This is a genomic window from Streptomyces sp. NPDC097640 (assembly GCF_040302705.1).
Classification (GTDB): Bacteria; Actinomycetota; Actinomycetes; order Streptomycetales; family Streptomycetaceae; genus Streptomyces.
Genome location: NZ_JBEOSB010000011.1, coordinates 19,760 through 37,824 on the forward strand (window position 1 = coordinate 19,760; position 18,065 = coordinate 37,824).

General features: G+C 69.6%; 16 protein-coding genes. 8 read left to right on the forward strand and 8 right to left on the reverse strand.

Features of this window, described 5'->3' with window-relative positions; genetic code table 11:
• From pheA to ABTY62_RS18880, 3 genes are all read left to right on the forward strand, one after another.
• Entirely contained in the window at window positions 1-936 is a 936-nt protein-coding gene (gene pheA / locus ABTY62_RS18870) for a prephenate dehydratase (protein ID WP_352130554.1), read from the forward strand.
• Window positions 937-1,455: 519 nt separating this feature from the next.
• Window positions 1,456-2,733, forward strand: coding sequence for a serine--tRNA ligase (serS, locus tag ABTY62_RS18875; protein WP_352130555.1), 1,278 nt, complete (start codon window positions 1,456-1,458; stop codon window positions 2,731-2,733).
• A complete protein-coding gene (locus tag ABTY62_RS18880; RefSeq protein WP_352130556.1) occupies window positions 2,730-3,551 on the forward strand; it encodes an HAD family hydrolase in 822 nt (273 codons plus the stop codon). The genes serS and ABTY62_RS18880 overlap by 4 nt, the downstream gene beginning before the upstream one ends.
• Here the strand turns inward: ABTY62_RS18880 and ABTY62_RS18885 are convergent.
• Complete coding sequence (locus ABTY62_RS18885) at window positions 3,535-3,984, reverse strand: phospholipase (protein WP_352130557.1); 450 nt, start codon at window positions 3,982-3,984, stop codon at window positions 3,535-3,537. The genes ABTY62_RS18880 and ABTY62_RS18885 overlap by 17 nt on opposite strands.
• A gap of 237 nt (window positions 3,985-4,221) precedes the next feature.
• The gene (locus ABTY62_RS18890; protein ID WP_352130558.1) at window positions 4,222-5,226 is read right to left on the reverse strand and encodes an Lrp/AsnC family transcriptional regulator; all 1,005 of its coding nucleotides are present in this window, start codon (window positions 5,224-5,226) and stop codon (window positions 4,222-4,224) included.
• A gap of 139 nt (window positions 5,227-5,365) precedes the next feature.
• On the opposite strand from ABTY62_RS18890, the gene ABTY62_RS18895 reads away from it, so the two are divergent.
• Window positions 5,366-6,916, forward strand: coding sequence for an MFS transporter (locus ABTY62_RS18895; RefSeq protein ID WP_352130559.1), 1,551 nt, complete (start codon window positions 5,366-5,368; stop codon window positions 6,914-6,916).
• Window positions 6,917-7,018: 102 nt separating this feature from the next.
• A complete protein-coding gene (locus ABTY62_RS18900; protein WP_352130560.1) occupies window positions 7,019-7,261 on the forward strand; it encodes a hypothetical protein in 243 nt (80 codons plus the stop codon).
• Window positions 7,262-7,313: 52 nt separating this feature from the next.
• On the opposite strand, the gene ABTY62_RS18905 is transcribed toward ABTY62_RS18900, so the two are convergent.
• The 4 genes from ABTY62_RS18905 to ABTY62_RS18920 are packed head-to-tail and all read right to left on the reverse strand — an operon-like array spanning window position 7,314 to window position 10,896.
• The gene (locus ABTY62_RS18905) at window positions 7,314-8,042 is read right to left on the reverse strand and encodes an ABC transporter permease (RefSeq protein WP_352130561.1); all 729 of its coding nucleotides are present in this window, start codon (window positions 8,040-8,042) and stop codon (window positions 7,314-7,316) included.
• Window positions 8,043-8,067: 25 nt separating this feature from the next.
• On the reverse strand, window positions 8,068-8,994 hold the full coding sequence (locus ABTY62_RS18910; protein WP_352130562.1) for an ABC transporter ATP-binding protein: 927 nt from the start codon (window positions 8,992-8,994) through the stop codon (window positions 8,068-8,070).
• Window positions 8,991-9,887 carry an ABC transporter permease gene (locus ABTY62_RS18915; protein WP_352130563.1) on the reverse strand — a complete coding sequence of 299 codons (897 nt, stop codon included), beginning with the start codon at window positions 9,885-9,887 and terminating at the stop codon, window positions 8,991-8,993. The genes ABTY62_RS18910 and ABTY62_RS18915 overlap by 4 nt, the downstream gene beginning before the upstream one ends.
• Window positions 9,877-10,896: an ABC transporter ATP-binding protein gene (locus ABTY62_RS18920; protein WP_352130564.1), complete on the reverse strand. Its 1,020-nt coding sequence runs from the start codon at window positions 10,894-10,896 to the stop codon at window positions 9,877-9,879. The genes ABTY62_RS18915 and ABTY62_RS18920 overlap by 11 nt, the downstream gene beginning before the upstream one ends.
• Window positions 10,897-11,181: 285 nt before the next feature.
• On the opposite strand from ABTY62_RS18920, the gene ABTY62_RS18925 reads away from it, so the two are divergent.
• Genes ABTY62_RS18925 through ABTY62_RS18935 form a run of 3 tightly spaced genes read left to right on the forward strand, consistent with a single transcriptional unit; the run spans window position 11,182 to window position 16,434 of the window.
• Window positions 11,182-11,499, forward strand: coding sequence for an SseB family protein (locus ABTY62_RS18925; protein ID WP_352130565.1), 318 nt, complete (start codon window positions 11,182-11,184; stop codon window positions 11,497-11,499).
• Entirely contained in the window at window positions 11,486-12,007 is a 522-nt protein-coding gene (locus ABTY62_RS18930) for a hypothetical protein (RefSeq protein ID WP_352130566.1), read from the forward strand. Before ABTY62_RS18925 ends, ABTY62_RS18930 begins: the two co-directional genes overlap by 14 nt.
• Window positions 12,007-16,434, forward strand: coding sequence for a putative T7SS-secreted protein (locus ABTY62_RS18935; protein WP_352130567.1), 4,428 nt, complete (start codon window positions 12,007-12,009; stop codon window positions 16,432-16,434). The genes ABTY62_RS18930 and ABTY62_RS18935 overlap by 1 nt, the downstream gene beginning before the upstream one ends.
• A gap of 789 nt (window positions 16,435-17,223) precedes the next feature.
• Here the strand turns inward: ABTY62_RS18935 and ABTY62_RS18940 are convergent.
• Both ABTY62_RS18940 and ABTY62_RS18945 read right to left on the reverse strand, forming a co-directional pair.
• Window positions 17,224-17,448, reverse strand: coding sequence for a hypothetical protein (locus ABTY62_RS18940; protein ID WP_352130568.1), 225 nt, complete (start codon window positions 17,446-17,448; stop codon window positions 17,224-17,226).
• 29 nt (window positions 17,449-17,477) lie between these two features.
• Window positions 17,478-17,648 (reverse strand): hypothetical protein, encoded by a 171-nt coding sequence (locus ABTY62_RS18945; RefSeq protein ID WP_352130569.1) that lies wholly within the window; start codon window positions 17,646-17,648, stop codon window positions 17,478-17,480.
• Window positions 17,649-18,065 lie beyond the last annotated feature (417 nt).

Sequence of the window (18,065 nt, forward strand, 5' to 3'; positions counted from 1 at the left end):
ATGTCGGCCAGTGTTTATACCTACCTCGGTCCCGAAGGCACGTTCACGGAGGCCGCCCTGCGGTCGCTGCCCGAGGCCGCCACGCGCGAGCTGACCCCCATGGTCTCGGTGCCGACGACGCTGGACGCCGTGCGGTCGGGCGCGGCGGCGGCCGCGCTGGTCCCCATCGAGAACTCGGTGGAGGGCGGCGTGACCATCACGCTCGACGAGCTCGCCACCGGCGAACCGCTGATGATCTACCGCGAGGTGCTGCTGCCGATCGCCTTCGCGCTGTTGGTACGGCCGGGCACCCAGCTCTCCGATGTGAAGACGGTGACCGGCCATCCGGTGTCCCAGCCACAGGTCAGGAAGTGGCTGGCGGCCAATCTGCCGGACGCGGTGTGGGAGTCGGCCGCCTCCAACGGGGACGGGGCGCGGCTGGTGCAGGAGGGGCGCTACGACGCGGCGTTCGCCGGTGAGTTCGCGGCGGCGACGTACGGGCTCACGCCCCTGGTGAGCGGCATCCATGACGCGCAGAACGCGGTGACCCGCTTTGTGCTGGTCGGCCGCCCGGCGCGGCCCGCCGCCCGGACGGGCGCGGACAAGACGACCGTGGCGATCTGGCTCGGCGACGACCACCCGGGTGCGCTGCTGGAGCTGCTCCAGGAGTTCGCGGCGCGCGGGGTCAACCTGGTGCGCATCGAGTCGCGCCCGACGGGCCAGGGCATCGGCCGCTACTTCTTCTCGGTGGACCTCGAGGGGCACATCACGGACCGGCGGGTCGCCTCGGCCCTGATGGGGCTGAAGCGGATCTGCCCGAATGTGCGGTTCCTGGGCTCCTACCCGCGGGCGGGCTTCGAGCCGTCGGACATGTCCCCGCTGCGGTACGGGACCGAGGACGAGGACTTCTCGGCGGCGGACGAGTGGCTGGCCCGCTGCCAGGACGGCCGGGCCTGACGGAGTTATCCACAGGCAGGGGGCGCGGGCTGGGGACAAGTCGACACATCAACCCGACGTAATCGACACATCACCCAGCTCGCACCAACCCACCTATCGCCACACCTATCACTCACGTCACCCCATTTCTCTTGACCAACTCTCCGGAGTGAGCAAATCCCACCCGAAAGAGTGTGTGAGCGAGGTTTGATCGGGGAATCCATCGCCGAGCACTTCGCGTACCAGATGATCAGCCCGACATCCACAGAACTCACACACAGCCTGTGGATAACTTTGGACGCCACCACCCCACCCTGTGGACAACGCGAGGGCCAACTCCCCGTTCGCACAAGGGAACCCGATCACCCATAGCCGCCCCTTCACTCCATTTCAGGGAATGGGCGCTTTCATCGCCAAGGCACGCGGATGCACAGACGGGCGAATTCTCAAGAATCCATACCATCTCAAACATGGACAAAGCGCACCGCAAGGGAATATCGGGTCGAGCACCGGATGTGGGCACACCGGTAACCTGGTGACGTGATTGACCTTCGTCTGCTCCGTGAGGACCCCGACCGTGTGCGCGCCTCCCAGCGCGCCCGTGGAGAGGACGTCGACGTCGTCGACGCGCTGCTCTCCGCCGACGAGCGGCGCAGGTCGTCCAGCGTCCGCTTCGACGAGCTGCGCTCCGAGCAGAAGGCGCTCGGCAAGCTCATCCCCAAGGCCTCCGGCGACGAGAAGGCGGAGCTGCTGAAGAAGGCGGGCGAGCTGTCCGCCGCGGTGAAGGCCGCCGACGCCGAGCAGGACGAGGCCGCGGAGGAGACCCAGCGGCTGCTGCTCCGGCTCGGCAATCTGGTCCACCCCGACGTGCCGATCGGCGGCGAGGACGATTTCGCCATCCTGGAGACGGTCGGCACCCCGCGCGACTTCGCGGCCGAGGGCATCACCCCCAAGGACCACCTGGCCCTCGGCGAGCTGCTCGGCGCGATCGACACCGAGCGCGGCGCCAAGGTCTCCGGCTCGCGCTTCTACTACCTGACGGGCGTCGGCGCGCTGCTCGAGCTCGCGCTGGTGAACGCCGCGATGGCGCAGGCCACCGCCGCGGGCTTCACCCCCGTCCTCACCCCGGCCCTGGTCAAGCCCCGGGCCATGGAGGGCACCGGCTTCCTCGGCCAGGCCGCGGACGACGTCTACCACCTCGACAAGGACGACCTCTTCCTGGTCGGCACCTCCGAGGTGCCGCTGGCCGCGTACCACATGGACGAGATCCTGGACGCGGGCCAGCTGCCGCGCCGCTACGCCGGGTTCTCCTCCTGCTTCCGCCGTGAGGCCGGCTCGTACGGCAAGGACACCCGTGGCATCTTCCGGGTGCACCAGTTCGACAAGGTCGAGATGTTCGTCTACACGACGCCGGAGGAGGCGGAGGCCGAGCACCAGCGGCTGCTGGAGTGGGAGAAGCAGTGGCTGACCTCGCTCGAGCTGCCGTTCCGGGTGATCGACCTGGCCTCGGGCGACCTGGGCTCCTCGGCGACGCGGAAGTTCGACTGTGAGGCGTGGATCCCGACCCAGGGCAAGTACCGCGAGCTGACCTCGACCTCCAACACGACCGAGTTCCAGTCGCGCCGGCTGTCGATCCGGATGCGCGAGGACAAGCGGGTACGGCCGCTGGCGACGCTGAACGGCACGCTGTGCGCGGTCACGCGCACCATCGTCGCGCTGCTGGAGAACCACCAGCAGGCCGATGGATCGGTGCGGGTGCCCGAGGTCCTGCGTCCGTATCTGGGCGGACGCGAGGTCCTGGAGCCGGTCGCCCGATGAGCGACGGCCCCTCGCTGCCCTACCGCCTCATCGCCACCGACCTCGACGGCACCCTGCTGCGCGGCGACCACCGGGTCTCCGAGCGCACCCGGGCGGCGCTCGCCGCGGCCACCGCGGCGGGCGCGGCGCACATCGTGGTCACCGGGCGGACGGTTCCGGTGGCCCGGCACATACTCGACGACCTCGACTACCACGGGCTCGCGGTGTGCGGGCAGGGCGCGCAGCTCTACCACGCGGGCGAGCACCGGCTGCTGACCTCCGTGACGCTGGACCGGCAGCTGGGCGCGCTGGCGCTGGAGAAGATCGAGTCGGAGGTCGGCCCGCTGTTCCTGGCCGTGGCCCGTGACGGTCTGGACGGCCAGGTGCTGTACGGGGAGGGCTATCGGGTGCACCCCGCGGAGCGGGCGGCCCGGTCGCTGGACGACCGGGCCGACCTGTGGTCCGCCCCCGTCAGCAAGCTCTACATCCAGCACGCCCGGCTGGGGGACGACGCGCTGGCCGAGGCGGCGCGCACGGCCGCCGGGGGGCTGGTCGGGGTGACCGTGGCGGGCGAGGGCCTGGTGGAGCTGTTGCCGCTGGGGCTGACCAAGGCGACGGGCCTCTCGCTGGCCGCCCGGCGCCTCGGGATGACCGCGGAGGACACCATCGCCTTTGGAGACATGCCCAACGACACGGCGATGCTCCGGTGGGCGGCCCACGGCGTGGCGATGGCCAATGCCCACGAGGAGCTCAAGGCCGTCGCCGACGAGATCACCGCGTCCAACGAGGAGGAGGGCATCGCCCTCGTCCTGGAGCGGCTTTTCAGCCCAGGGCCTTGACCGCCTGGTAGTACGTCCAGGCGGTGCTGTTACAGGCGGTCTTCGACACCCCGCTGTAGCCGTTGCACACCCGCTTGAGGTCCTCGTAGAAGGCGCTGTCCAGGCGGGCCTTGTTCGCGCTGAAGGCACCTATGGCCTTGTAGTTGCGATAGCCGAAGTCATGGCGGGCGCAGGCGGTCTTGAAGGGGAAACCGAAGGGGTTGTCGGGGGACTTGCTGCAATAGTCGGTCGACCAGTCGAACTGGTACGCCGACCAGGCGCCCTGGTTGTTGCGCGCCGCGAGCCACGCGTTGTAGCTGCTCGCGCTCGTCTGGGTCCAGCTGGAAAGCACCTGCGGCTTGTCCGCGGGGGCGGCTTGGGCGGGCCCGGCGAGGGCCACGGCGGTGGCCGCGGCGACCGCGGTGGCGGCGAGACTCGTGGCAAGACGACGCATCGGTTCCTCCGATGTCTCTGACGGTCCTTCATAAAAGGCCGTAGGGAAGGGAACTGGAACGACTACGAGGGCAGTGCGTTGGCGCACGCCAAGGGTTCGACAGGTCCCTGACAATCGTCAAGATTTATTGGGTCGTCTGCTTGAACAGAGTTCAACCACCGGGAGTTGGGAGCTTCCTCCAAGTGCCGCCCTGGCCAGGGGATTTGACCGCGGTACGGCGGCAGGTGCGGCGGTACGTCAGGGGGCGCGCCGCGCCCCACCACGCGGCGACAGCAGCAGCGGCCCCGGGCCCTTGACCCGGCGGATCATCGGGGAGCTCTCCATGCTCCGTACATCCGGTAGCGCGGCCACACGCGTGGTCAGATAGTCGTACAGATGCCGGACATCCCGGCACACCACGACCGCCAGCAGATTGTGCGGCCCGGTGGTCGCGCAGGCGAAGGCCACCTCCGGGTGTTCTGCCACCGCCCGCCCGGTGGCGGCGAGCTCGCTCGGCAGCACGGACAGCCACACCGCGGCCGTGGCGCCCTGCCTGAACAGCCGGTGGTCGTAGTCGACATCGAAATAGAGCGTGCCGTCGGAGCGCAGCTCCGCCAGTCGGCGGCGCACCGTCGACTGCGACCAGCCCGTGGCGGCCACCAGCTCGGCCAGCCCCGCACGCCCGTCGCGCGCCAGCACGTCCAGCAGCTTCCGGTCGCCCTCCTCCAGCGCGGCGCGGTAGCCCTGCGGTCTGTCGGTCACCGGATAGGTCAGCCGCTCGATCTGCCGTGGCGTCAGCATGCCCGACTTGTTGACCAGGCCCTGCGCACCGCCGAAGTACTCATGCAGCACGCACTGCGCGGCCACCCCCACCACCCGCGGGGTGCGCGGCAGCGTGCGCAGCAGCAGCGCGTCGCTGTCCTCGCGGGACGCCGCCCGCGTGATGGCGGAGACCTCTGTGCCGCCGGATATCACGCACACCCATGAGGTGTCGGGGCGGCGGGCCAGCGCCTCGGCCACCGGCACGGCGGCGTCCGGGGTGCACTGCACCCGCACCAGCCAGACGGCTTCGCCCAGCGCGGCAGGGTCGGTGAGCCCCACCACCCGGGCGGTCCCCGCCGTGCGCATCCGGGTGTAGCGGCGCGCCACGGTCTGGTCGGAGACGCCGAGCACATCGGCGATGCGGCTGAACGGGGCTCGGCCGTCGAGCTGAAGGGCCTGGACGAGCCGGCGGTCCACATCGTCGTACGTGTCGGAATCCACCGCAGAAGGCTAGCCGTTGTCGGATGGCGCCGCGGAGGCCGGACCGGCTGGAAGGCACGGGGTCCGCTGACGGAACTTGGGGATCACGGGGGGTACGGCGTCGGGCCGGGCCCCACTCTCTGTGGACTCGGAGTTCGTCATGCGGAGCAAATGGTGGCCGCTCGTGGCCATCACCCTCGGCAATTTCATGCTGCTGATCGACGTCACCATCGTGAACACGGCGCTGCCGCAGGTGGCGCAGGGGCTGGACGCCTCCTTCACCTCGCTCCAGTGGGTGATGGACATCTACGCGCTGGCGCTCGCCGCCCTGCTGATGGCCGCCGGTTCGGCGGCCGACGTCTTCGGCCGGCGGCGGCTGTATCTGCTCGGCCTCGCCGTCTTCGCGCTCTCCTCGCTGGCCTGCGGTCTTGCCCCGGACAGCGGGCTGCTGATCGCCGCCCGCGGGGTGCAGGGCATCGGGGCGGCGGCGATGTTCGCCACCAACACCCCGCTGCTGATGGCCACCTACACCGGGCGGGACCGCGGCATCGCCTTCGGCGTATGGGGCGGGACCAGCGGGGCGGCCGCGGCGGTCGGCCCGGTGCTGGGCGGGCTGCTCACCGAGTACGCCGACTGGCGGGCGATCTTCCTGGTCAATCTGCCGCTGACGGCGCTCGCGGTGTGGATCACGATCCGTACGGTCGGCGAGTCGCGCGGCGCGCCCGGCGCGCGGATCGACTGGCCGGGCGCCGCCCTCTTCACGCTGTGCGCCGGGGCGCTGACGTACGGGCTGATACGGGGCGGCGAGGAGGGCTGGTCCGAGGGCGGCACGGTCGCCTCGCTGGTGGTCTCCGCCCTCGCGCTGGGCGTGTTCGTCCTGGTGGAGCGCGGGAAGCGACAGCCGCTGCTGGATCTGGGACTGATGCGCCGTCCGTCCTTCGCGGTGCTGATGGTCGCGGCCCTGCTGCTCCAGGCGGCGGCCTTCCCGTACCTCACCTACGCGGGGATGTGGCTCCAGTCGGTGCTCGGGCTCAGCCCGGTGGAGGCCGGCCTGGCGGTGACCCCGATGGCGGGGGTGGCGCTGGTCGTCGGCGCGGCGGGCGGACGGCTGCTGGGGCGGGTCGCCCCGGGGCGCGCGCTCGGCGGCGGGCTGCTGCTGGTGGGCGCCGCGGCCCTGGTCACCGCCGTGCGGCTGACGGCCGACTCGGACTGGACGGCCTTTGTCCCCGGGCTGATGCTCGGCGGGCTCGGCATCGGTCTGGCCATGCCCGTCCTGGTGTCGGCGGCGCTCGGCGCGGCGCCGCCGGAGCGCGCCGGGATGGCCAGCGGCGCGGTGAACACCTTCCGGCAGCTGGGGTACGCGCTCGGGATCGCGGTCCTGGGCACGGTGTTCGCGGCGCGGGTGCGCGATGTCGTCGAGGACAGCGGATCCGTCCCGGCGCGCGCCGCCGGGCAGGCGGCCGAGGCGATCAGCGGCGGGCACGCGGACGCGGTGATCGCCGCCGCCCCGGCGGGGCGGGCGCAGGCGGCGAAGGCGCTGGTGCACGAGTCCTTTGTGGCGGGTCTGGACCGGATCTGTGTGATCTCCGGGGTCACCGCGCTGGTGGCGGGCCTGCTGGTGCTGGCCGTCGTCCGCGGCGGCCCGGGCGCGGCGGCGGGGTCCGGCGCCCCCGAGAAGACCGCGCCCGAGGCCGAACCGGCCCGCACCTGAGCCGGGCCCGGTCCACAGCTGCCTCGTAGGTGACGTAGGGCTGATCGACAACTCCGCCCGTCAGGATCGCCTCATCGGCACCGACGAGGATCGGAGGACGGCATGAGCGGCACGGCGGTTGTGGGGCGTACGTCGGGGTGGGTGCGGATGCTGCGGGCACCGTGGACGGTGGCCTGTGTGGCGGCGACCGTGCTGCTCGGCTCGTCCGCCACGGTGGCCTCGGCCCTGGACCGGGCCAACGCCGCCCCCGGGCACCGGACGGCGGCGGTGGCCGCGCCGAGCGCGGCGGCCACCGCCGAGACCGGCGGCCGCTTCACCGCCGTCCCGGCTCGCTGGCGCCCGTAGGGCCTGTCGTCGAAGGGGTCACCCCTCGCCCGCGGTCACCCCTCGCGCGCGGTCACTCCTCGCCCGCGAGGGTCAGGGTCCGCAGCTTCCGGCCCGCGAACCAGATGGCGGCCACGGTCACGACGAGCAGCAGCACCACGCCGGTGGACAGGCTGACGACCGAGGTGACCGGCCCGCTGTCGGAGACCTTCTGGGCCAGCGCGAGCGACCACTGCTGGACACTGAGCGTGCGGGCCCCGGGGACCAGGCTGCCGAACAGCGACTCCCACACCAGGGCGTAGACCAGGCCCACGATCACCGCGTGCCGGGTGACGGTGCCCAGCAGCAGGAACATCGCGCTGTAGGCGACCGAGGCGACGGTCGCGGCGAGGGCGTAGGCGACCGCCAGCTGCTGGCCGTTGCCGTTGAGGATGAAGCCCGCCAGCAGGGTGGGCACCGCCGAGAAGAGAATCGTGACGCCGGTCGCGACGACGAACTTGGTGAAGATGATCGTGGGCCGCTTGACGGGCTTGGCCAGCAGATAGAGGACCGAGCCGTCGTCGATCTCCGGGCCGATCGCCCCCGTACCGGCGATCACCCCGATCAGCGGGACCATCGTGGCCAGGGCGAAGCCGCCGAGGACGGAGTCGGCGGTGCCGTCGTCGACACCGGCCAGCGCCCGCACGGCCACCGAGATGGCCAGCAGCAGCGCGGGCAGGATGAACAGGATCAGCGCACGGCGGCGGCCGAGCAGGGCCCGGTAGGTGAGCCGGGCGACGGTGGGGTGGTAGAGCGAGGACATCGCTTCTGGGCTCCTTTCCGGCCGCTCAGGCCGCGACGAGGTAGGAGAACACGCTCTCCAGGGACTCGTCGGAAGGCGAGACCGTGAGGAGCCGGATGCCCAGATCGCGGGCGACGCGGGGCAGCAGTTCGGTGAACCGGGCGAAGTCGACCGCCTGGATGTGCAGGCCGGCTTCGGGTCCGCCGCTCGTGTCCACCTCGATGCCGGTGGTGGAGTGGTCGGCGATGAGGGCGGCGGCGAGCGCGCGGTCGTCGCTGGAGCACACCAGATAGCGGTGCGGACGGTCGGTCATCAGGCGGCGGATCTTGCGGAAGTCCCCGGAGGCCGCGTGCCGGCCCGCGACGATCACCTCGATGTGCGCGGCGAGCTGCTCGACCTCCTCCAGGATGTGCGAGGAGAACAGGACGGTGCGGCCCTCGTCCCCCATGCGCCGCAGCAGATCCATGAGTTGCATCCGCTGGCGCGGGTCCATGCCGTTGAACGGCTCGTCGAGCAGCAGCACCGACGGCTCGTGGACCAGCGCGGAGGCCATCTTCACCCGCTGGCGCATGCCCTTGCTGTACGTGGCGATGCGGCGGGAGCCCGCGAAGTCCATCTCGACGGTCTCCAGCGCCTTGCGGGCGGCGGCGCGCGGGTCGGGCAGCCCGTGCAGCTCGGCGTTGGCGATGACGAACTCGCGGCCGGTGAGGAAGTCGTACATCCCCTCGCGCTCGGGCACGATGCCGATCCGGCGGTACGCCTGCTCATTGCGCCAGATGGTGGCCCCGTCCAGGGTGACGGAGCCGGTGGAGGGCGCCAGAAAGCCGCCCATCATGCTGATGAGGGTGGACTTGCCCGCGCCGTTGGGGCCGAGGAGGCCGGTGACACCGGGGCCGATGGCCATGGTCACGTCGTTGACGGCGACCACGTTCCCGAACCAGCGGGAGACATTGTCGATGGCGATCGTGGTCACAGCCCGACCTTTCGGTAGCGGCGCAGGAGCAGGCCGTAGGAGCCGGCGATCAGGCCGAGGAGGACGAGGAGGAAGAGGAGTCCCGCCTTGGCATCGGGCCCGAATCCGCCGGGGTAGGCGGAGGTGGCGCCGAGGAAGGCCGTCTGGACGCCGTCGATGATCGTGATCGGCGAGAACAGCCCGATCCAGCTGACCGCGCCGGTGTTGCCCTGGTCCCACGCGATGGCCTGAAGGGTGGACACCGCGCCGTAGGAGATGGTCAGCAGGGCGATGACGCCCGCCACGCCGAAGCCCCGGCGGGGGGTGAGCGCGGCGACGACCAGGCTGATGCCGGCAAAGAGGAGGGAGAGCAGAGCCACGGAGACCAGTCCTTGCGCGAAGGCCTTCGTCTGGTCGGCGAAGTCCAGCTTGGCGAGCAGGGCACCCACGTAAAGGATCACCAGGGGAACGCCGGTGAGGGCGAACAGGGCGGACGCCATGGCGCCGAACTTGGCCGTCACATAGTCCGCCGCCTCTATGGGGCGGGAGAAGTAGAGCGGGATGGTCTTGAAGCGCAGGTCCCGGGAGACGGACTGGGGCGCCTGGGCCGCGGTGAAGAGGCCGATGACGGCCTGCATGATGACCGCGTAGCGCGTGTACTCGACGGGGAGGCTGTTCTGCTTGGTCACCACGGTGACCGCGACGAGGATCAGGGCGGGCACGCACATCACGGCGGCCAGCAGCATCGGCGCGACCTTGGACTTGGCGGAGCGGCCGAGGCCATAGGCGCCGCGCAGGCTCTGGGAGAACAGCGAGCGGCGGGCGTAGGCGCGGCCGAGGCGAGCGCCGTCGTAGTGGCGGTAGCCGATGTTGTGGATTTCGGCCCGCTGCTGGGTGTTGGTCTCAGGCGGCATCGGCGGCACCTCCGTTCGTGGTCTTTCCGCCGGACGTTCCGTCAGGTGCGTCGTCGTGCTCGTCGTCGTCGCGGAAGATCTCCGCCATGCGGTGGCGGCGCTGCTCCATGCGGATCAGGCCGAGGCCCAGCTGGGCGATGGCGTCCCGGACCGCGTCGTAGGTCTCGTCTCCGTCGACGTCCACGAGCAGCAGATGCTCGGAGGCGGACGCGGCCCCGTCGCCGGAACGGCCCGCGGTCCGGACCGTGAGCCCGGCCTCGGCGAGGGCGGCGCGCAGCGCGGCCGTGCCGTCCGGGTGCGCGGCGGTGTCGGTCACCTCGACCGCGAGCGAGGCTGTGGCCTGGGTGAACTCGCGGGTGGAGCTGGAGCGCAGCAGCCGGCCGCCGTCGATGACGACGACGTGGTCGCAGGTGCGCTCCAGCTCGCCCAGCAGATGCGAGGTGACCAGGACCGAGATGCCGAAGTCGGTGTGCACCCGGCGGATCAGGCCGAGCATCTCGTCGCGGCCCGCCGGGTCGAGGCCGTTGGTGGGCTCGTCGAGAAGGACCAGCCGCGGGTCGTGGACCAGCGCCTGGGCGAGCTTGACGCGCTGCTTCATGCCGGTGGAGTAGCCGCCCATGGGGCGGTACCGCTCCTCGTAGAGCCCCACATGGCGCAGGGTGTCGGCGGTCCGCTCGCGGGCGGCGGTGGGCGGCAGCCCCGACATGCGCGCCATATGGACGACGAACTCGGTCGCCGAGACATCGGGCGGCAGGCAGTCGTGCTCGGGCATATAGCCCACCCGCTCGCGGATGGCGCTGCCGTCCTTGGCCACATCGAGGCCGAGGACGGAGGCGCGGCCCTCACTGGCGGGGGACAGCCCCAGCAGGATCTTGATCAGGGTGGACTTACCGGCCCCGTTGGCACCTACCAGGCCGGTGACGCCCGGCGTGATGTCAACGGAGAGCCGGTCAAGCGCGGTAACCCGGGGGAACCGCTTGCTCAGGCTTTCGGTGGCGATCACAGTCACGTCTTCGACCGTAGTGGTGTGGGACACACCGGACGTCAGTCCAGACGGCTGGATTTCCCTAGTTCTCGGGTCTGACAGTCCCGTAGGGGGCCGGCACTTTCGGCAGGACCGGCCCTCGGGACCGTGTCGGAGTGGCGGTTGCGAAGAGCGGCGTGTCAGTCACCCATGGTGTCGGTCACCTGTGTGAAGATAGCCCTCATGTTTGGGGGAGGGAACACCAGACCGCCTGGTCAAGGCGGCAAAACAAGCCTGGCCGACCTGGTACGCCAGGAGACCGCCGCGCAGATGACGGAGCAGGAGAAGTGGGCGGCGCTGCGCCAGGCGCGGCTGTACTTCCAGCGCCCCGAGAACCCCGGCTTCCTCGTCTCGGAGACGGCGGAGGCGGGCCCGCTCGTGCCGGTGTTCACCTCGTTGGAGGGCCTTGCGCGTTTCGCGGGGGCGTGCGGGTGGGCGTCGACGACGGCTGAGGACCTGGTGGGTCTGCTGCCCGAGGGCGTGAGGGCGTTGGTGGACCCGCTGGGCAAGCGCCCGTTCCTGCTGGACGCACAGACACTGCGCGAGGCGGACGACCAGAAGGAGGGGGCTGACGATGGCGGATCCTGACGCCAGGAATGCGAACCAGGCCCCCAGCGAGGGTGGCCCGGACGGCAAGTACGGCGGCAACGAAGGCGCCGACGGCTACAAGCTTGAGATCGCTGCGGTGAAGGCGCAGATCGTCCCGCTGGAGGAGTCGGTGGTCGCGGCCAAGGCGGTCAAGAACGGCCAGGAGAAGCTGACGGCCTATCTCCAGCACTGCGGCTCGCCCGAACTCCTGGAGTCGGGAAAGGCGTTCGTCAAGGAGTGGGGCTTCGGCATGGGTGAGCTCGCGGACCATGCGGATGCGGTGGTGGAGCGGCTGTACGAGGCGGTGGCCGGGTACATGCTGGCGGATCTGATGCGGGTGAAGGACTTCTGGCCCTCGGACGCGAACATGGCCAAGCTCCCGTCGGGCGCGGCCGGTAAGTGGTCCTGGGAGCACGTGGGGGCGCCGGAGATGGAGAAGCGGCCGGAGGACACGGCGTTGGCGAAGCTCACGCGCAAGGCGCTGACCGAGTACGCGGATGAGTCCTGATGGCTGACCCGGATGCGGTGCGGCCGCCGCAGATACGGATACCGGCGGGCGCCAAGCCCAAGGACCTGATCCCCGGAAACCCGGGCGATGTCGACGACCTGGTGCTGGAGCTGCGCGCGTATGCGGGCGCCTTCCAGGACGGCAAGGACAAGCTGCGGCCGCTGGACCTGGAGGACTGGCAGGGCAGGGGCGCGGGCGAGTTCCGGAGGGCCGTCGACCGGCTTCCGAAGGAACTGACCTCGGGCCACGACCAGTTCACGCACGCGGCCAGCGCGCTGGCGGCGTACGCGACGAAGCTGCGGTCGGTGCAGAAGCGGTGTGAGCCGATCATCGAGGACGCGGACGCGGCACGGTCTGCCTCCAAGGCGCACAACAAGAAGGTCGTCGCCTACAACGACGCGGTGACGCGGGGCGATGAGCAGCTGCCGGAGAAGCCTGCGGAGACCGATCCGGGCATCGCGGCGATGGAGGACTGTGTCGGCCGGCTGGACAAGCTGATCGAGGAGCTGCGGTTAGTCGCCGAGGCGTCGAAGAAGAAGATCGACAAAGCGGCGGAGAAGGCGCCGAACAAGCCGAGCAACTGGCAGAAGGCCGGGGAAAGCCTCAAGGACGGGCTGTGGAAGGCCCACTACGCCATCCTCGACCTTGGCAGCATCCCCGCCGCGCTCCTCGAAGGCGACGGCGCAGGGTTCTCGATGCTGCTGGCCGGCATGGTGGACGGCGCGGCGTACGCGGTGGACCACCCGAAGGAGTTCATCAAGGCGGCCACCAACTGGGAGATGTGGTCGAAGGATCCGATCCGCGCGGCTGGCGAGATCACCCCGTCACTGCTGCTGGCCCTGACCACGGGCGGAGCGAGCGCGCTGCGCAAGGAGCTGAACGCGGGCAAGAACGCCGCCGAGCGGCTGGCGCTGCGCAAGAAGGCGCTCGGCCGGGACGGAGAGGCGCACGACCGGGCCGACAGTGAGGGCACCCACGACCGGTGCGGACCCGAGAAAAAGTGCGCAGGCGAGCCGATCGACGTGGCGACCGGCGAGATGGTCATGTCGGCCACGGATGTATCCCTGCCCGGCGCACTGCCGCTGGTTCTTGAGCGCAACTTCGTCTCCGGCCACACCTGCGGCGGCTGGTTCGGCCGCACCTGGTCCGGCACCCTGGACCAGCGTCTGGAGCTTGACGCGGACGGGATCGTGTTCGTCGCGGCCGACGGCATGGTGCTGCGCTACGGGGTGCCTCATCCTGAGGAGGACACGTACCCGGTGCGGGGACCGCGCTGGCCGCTGCGCTGGGACGGCACGGCGGGCGGCACGATGCGGATCGAGATCCCCGAGCAGGCCCGCACCCTGCACTTCACCCCCCTGGGCGCCGACGTCAACGAACTTCCGCTCCAGATGATCGAGGACCGCAACGGCCGGTCCATCACCTTCGCCTACGACGCCGAAGGCACCCCGCTCGAGGTGGTGCACTCCGGCGGCTACCGCATCGCGGTCGACACCGACCCGGAGCTGCTGCGCATCACCGCCCTGCGCCTACTCGGCGTCGGAGACGCCGAGACGGGCACCACGCTGGTCTCCTACGGCTACAACGGCGCGGGCGACCTCACCGAGGTCTTCAACTCCGCCGATGAACCGCTGCGGTTCACCTACGACGACGAGCACCGCATCACGTCCTGGACCGACCGCAACGGCACCAGCTTCGGATACGTCTACGACCACCGGGGCCGCGTGCTGCGCACCATCGGCTCGGACAACATGATGACCGGCCGCTTCCACTACGACGAAGCGTCCCGCACCACCGTCTACACCGACTCACGGGGCAACCGGTCCACCTACGTCTACAACGAGGCGTACAAGGTGGTCACCGAGACCGATCCGCTGGGCCACACCACCCAGACCCAGTGGGATCCGCAGAACAACCGCCTCCCGCTGTCGGTGACCGACCCACTGGGCCACACCACGCGCTACGCGTACGACAACAACCACAACCTCATACGGGTCGACCGCCCGGACGGCACGACGGCCACTGCCACCTACAACGCGCACGGCCAGCCACTGGAGGTCCGCGAACCCGACGGCGCGGCCTGGCTCCACACATACGACGACCGGGGCAACCGGGTCCGGACGGCGGACCCCACGGGCGCGGAGACCCACTACACGTACGACGAGGCAGGCAACCTGACCTCCGTCACCGACCCGCTCGGCCACACCACCCACGTCATGTGCGACGAGGCAGGCCTGCCGGTCGAGGTCACCGACGCCCTGGGCAACACGACCACCGTCCGCCGGGGCACCCATGGCCGCATCACGCGCATCACCGACCCCCTGGGCCACGTCACCCGCCAGGGCTGGACCATCGAGGGCAAACCCTCCTGGCGCACCCGCCCCGACGGCACCCGCGAAACCTGGACCTGGGACGCCGAGGGCAACCTCGCCGAACACACCGACCCGGTCGGCAACACCACCCGCCACACCCACACCTACTTCGACCTCCCCGCGACGCGTACGGACCCGGACGGCGCGAGCTACGCCTTTGCGTACGACACCGAGCTTCGCCTGACGACGGTCACGAACCCCCAGGGCCGGACGTGGACCTACACCTACAACGGGGCGGGGCAGGTCACGGCGGAGACGGACTTCAACGGCCGCACGCTCAGGTACGAGCACGACGTGGCGGGCCGCCTGATATCCCGGGAGAACGGCGCAGGCGAAACTCTGGCTTACACGCGCGACGCGTTGGGCCGCACGATCACGACGCGCACGGCGGACGGCACGGAGACGACGTTCGCGTACGACGCGGCAAGCCGCCTGGCACAGGCGACGAACCCGGACACGGAACTGCGCCGCACGTATGACGCACGGAGCAGAGTCCTCACCGAAACAATCAACAACCGCACGACGACATACGCATACGACCAGGCGGGCAACCGCACCGAGCGAACCACCCCGAGCGGCCTGCGCTCGGAATGGACATACGACGCGACGGGCCGCCCCACAACCCTCAGCACGGCGGACAACTCCCTGCACTTCGGCTACGACGCGGCAGGCCGCGAGACGTCACGCACCTTCGGCGACGACGTAAGCCTGACCCAGACCTGGGACAGCCTGGACCGCCTGACGACCCAGGCCCTCACCCACGGCAACACGTCCACGCTGCTCCAGCACCGGGCATACGCCTACCGCCCGGACGACCACCTCACCGAAATCCGCGAACTGACCTCCGGCACCCGCCGCTTCGACCTCGACCAGGTCGGCCGCGTCAGGGCGGTCCACGCCCACGGCTGGACCGAGACGTACGCCTACGACAGCGCGGGCAACCTCACCCACGCCACCGCCCCCGACCACGATGCCTCCGGCGAGCGCGAGTTCACCGGCACGATCATCCACCGCGCCGGCCGCACCACCTACGAACACGACGCCCAAGGCCGCCTCGCCCGCCGCACCCGCAAACTCCTCAACGGCCAGACCCGCACCTGGACCTACACCTGGAACGCGGAAGACCGCCTCACCAAGGCCACCACCCCCAATGGCGAGGAGTGGACCTACACGTACGACCCGCTCGGCCGCCGCATCACCAAACAACGCTTGGCGGAGGACGGCACAGCCGCCGACCGAATCCGCTTCACCTGGGACGGCACCCGCCTGGCCGAACAAACCACGTCAGACGGCGTGGCCACAACCTGGGACTACGCCCCAGGAACCCACCGCCCCATATCCCAAACCGAGCGCCACACTCCGCCGGAGCCGATGGACGGAACGTCATCCATCCTCCAGCAGGGGTACGACGCCCGCTTCCACGCCATCATCACCGACCTCGTCGGCACCCCCACCGAACTGGTCACCCCCGACGGCACCCTCGCCTGGCAACACCGCACCACCCTCTGGGGAACCCCCCTCCCCACCCCACCCGGCACAGCCGACTGCCCCCTCCGCTTCCCCGGCCAATACGCCGACCCCGAAACCGGCCTCCACTACAACTACTTCCGCCACTACGACCCCGAAACCGCCCGCTACACCTCACCCGACCCGTTGGGCCTGGATCCGGCACCCAATCCCACTGCCTACGTACCCAACCCTCTCGGTTGGCTCGATCCCCTAGGCCTTAACGCGTGCCCTGAGCGCCCTGGGCTTGACGACGAATCCGAAAAATACATTCGCAGTAAGCACATGCCCGGCGGGAATCTTGCGAAGAGTGACAAGAGCGTGTTCAAGGAGGATATTGACCTAGATGAGCTGGTCGAGGCATCCAGTAGCGTAAAGGCACGCGGCCCGAACGAAAGCGGGTTCTACGAGCGCGATGTCGACGCAGGACGTGATATCGGAAATGTTTCACAAGATGCAGGCGGTCTCCCGACAACTTGGTATCGAGTGGTGCAAGACAAATATGGTGGCGTGATAACCATGCACCCGATACCAAAGCCAGTAAGTTAAGATATGCCGAGCGGGCTAGATCGCACACCTATTGCCCGATTAGCTAGCCCTTCGGGGTAGAGTCAAGGGATACCAGATGGGACTTGCCGTTTATGTCGAAAACCAGGTACATGATCGCTCCTATGCAGGGCCAGAACCAGGTAGGTGGCTGACCAGCCTTCTACCTTTCGCGGCAAAAGGCGGACTGTTGTCCTGCATTTCTGAGTACGGGGACACCATGTTCAATATTCTCCAGATGCGTCGACTTCTCGGCGAAATCGAGACAATCTCAGCTTCGGTACCCAGGATGGCGCCGACTGTAGATAGCCTGGAGGAACTGATCCATGAGGCAATCAGAAAGCGTGGATATCTCTGGATCTCCGGAGACTGACAACCTCTAACACCCCGAGGTCGGCGACTCCTGCTCTCCCGGTGATCGCAACGCGTGCACGGCGCCGGAGCATGCCGAGTTCGGCACGTGACGCCCTGCATCGGGCCCGCGTCATCGCCTCAGAGTCGCGGGAATTAAACGCACTCGTGCCGTATGAAATCGATCCATCCTTCTCGCACTTGCCGCTGCGCGCGCTCGCCGACAGCGGCGTGACGGACACGGAGCAAGACCGCGCGTCCGAGGGCACACGCATCTCCACGACGGAGAGATGGATGGGGCTTTCCGGTGTGACGGGGCGATGGTCAGCTGACATTGACTACACCAGCGCCTCGCCGCCCGCCCGCCCGCCGGACGGAGATCAGATGCTCAGCGAGCGGAGCTTTACGCGGCCTCCGCAGACAACGGTCCATATGCCGACGTCACTCCCGCCTTAGCCCGTCATAGACGTCGGGGTGCTTCTTCGCCTCCTCCGGGAACTTGACGTTTCCGGAGTCAGTCATCCATTCCCGTCCACCTTCGGCCGGGCGCAGGAACGCGACGCGGGGCCCCGGCATCCTGTGGTCGAAGATGAGATCGTCAACGTGACAGACGGCTTGGAGGACACCGACGCGCCCCGAAGCAGCGTCGTACGCTTCCTCGCCCACCTCCGGGCCCCTGTTCCGCGGCGGCCGGCTCATGCGGGCAGCCCCCAACGGGCCGTACGGCTCGGCATCTCGTGGGACGGGTGACGGCGGCGCAAGGTCTCGTACGTGGCCGCCTTGTCGTAATCCCCGTCCTGCTTGGCCTTCTCGCGCAACGCTGTGTACTCCTTGCACTTCGCGCAGACTCCGGTTCCAGTGGTCACGCCCCACACCGACCTCACCGCCGCCTCCCCCGCCCCAAGTGCTTGCGGATCGCCTTGCCCAGAGCCTCCGCGCGCTTCTCCAACTCCTTGAGAGTGGGGCGCGGGCCGGAACCCTCTGGCGTCTCTGGTGGAGGCACTCCCGCGCTCACCTCGCCACTCCCAACGCTCGCTCCTGCTCGTACCGGAGGACGTACGGCCCCACAGGGTCGAAGTCCCAGAGAATCGGGAAGCGCTCAGCAGCGGGAATGCGCGGGAGGACGAGCGTCGGCGGGTCCTCGTAGCAGACAGCGGAAGGGGCGGAGGCCTCGACGGCAACGGGCATCGAAGGCGTTACGGGAGTGCGGACGGGGCAAGCCGCCAGATACGCCGCGCTATGCCGACCCCGGCCGGTCGCGATGACTCGCCGCAGCAGCCCCC

Bases quoted from the DNA above. Each gene is read 5' to 3' on its own strand.
- pheA (WP_352130554.1), top strand. From the start codon at position 1: ATGTCGGCCAGTGTTTATACCTACCTCGGTCCCGAAGGCACGTTCACG.
- ABTY62_RS18880 (WP_352130556.1), top strand. From the start codon at position 2,730: ATGAGCGACGGCCCCTCGCTGCCCTACCGCCTCATCGCCACCGACCTC.
- ABTY62_RS18885 (WP_352130557.1), bottom strand. From the start codon at position 3,984: ATGCGTCGTCTTGCCACGAGTCTCGCCGCCACCGCGGTCGCCGCGGCC.
- ABTY62_RS18895 (WP_352130559.1), top strand. From the start codon at position 5,366: ATGCGGAGCAAATGGTGGCCGCTCGTGGCCATCACCCTCGGCAATTTC.
- ABTY62_RS18900 (WP_352130560.1), top strand. From the start codon at position 7,019: ATGAGCGGCACGGCGGTTGTGGGGCGTACGTCGGGGTGGGTGCGGATG.
- ABTY62_RS18905 (WP_352130561.1), bottom strand. From the start codon at position 8,042: ATGTCCTCGCTCTACCACCCCACCGTCGCCCGGCTCACCTACCGGGCC.
- ABTY62_RS18915 (WP_352130563.1), bottom strand. From the start codon at position 9,887: ATGCCGCCTGAGACCAACACCCAGCAGCGGGCCGAAATCCACAACATC.
- ABTY62_RS18925 (WP_352130565.1), top strand. From the start codon at position 11,182: ATGACGGAGCAGGAGAAGTGGGCGGCGCTGCGCCAGGCGCGGCTGTAC.
- ABTY62_RS18930 (WP_352130566.1), top strand. From the start codon at position 11,486: ATGGCGGATCCTGACGCCAGGAATGCGAACCAGGCCCCCAGCGAGGGT.
- ABTY62_RS18935 (WP_352130567.1), top strand. From the start codon at position 12,007: ATGGCTGACCCGGATGCGGTGCGGCCGCCGCAGATACGGATACCGGCG.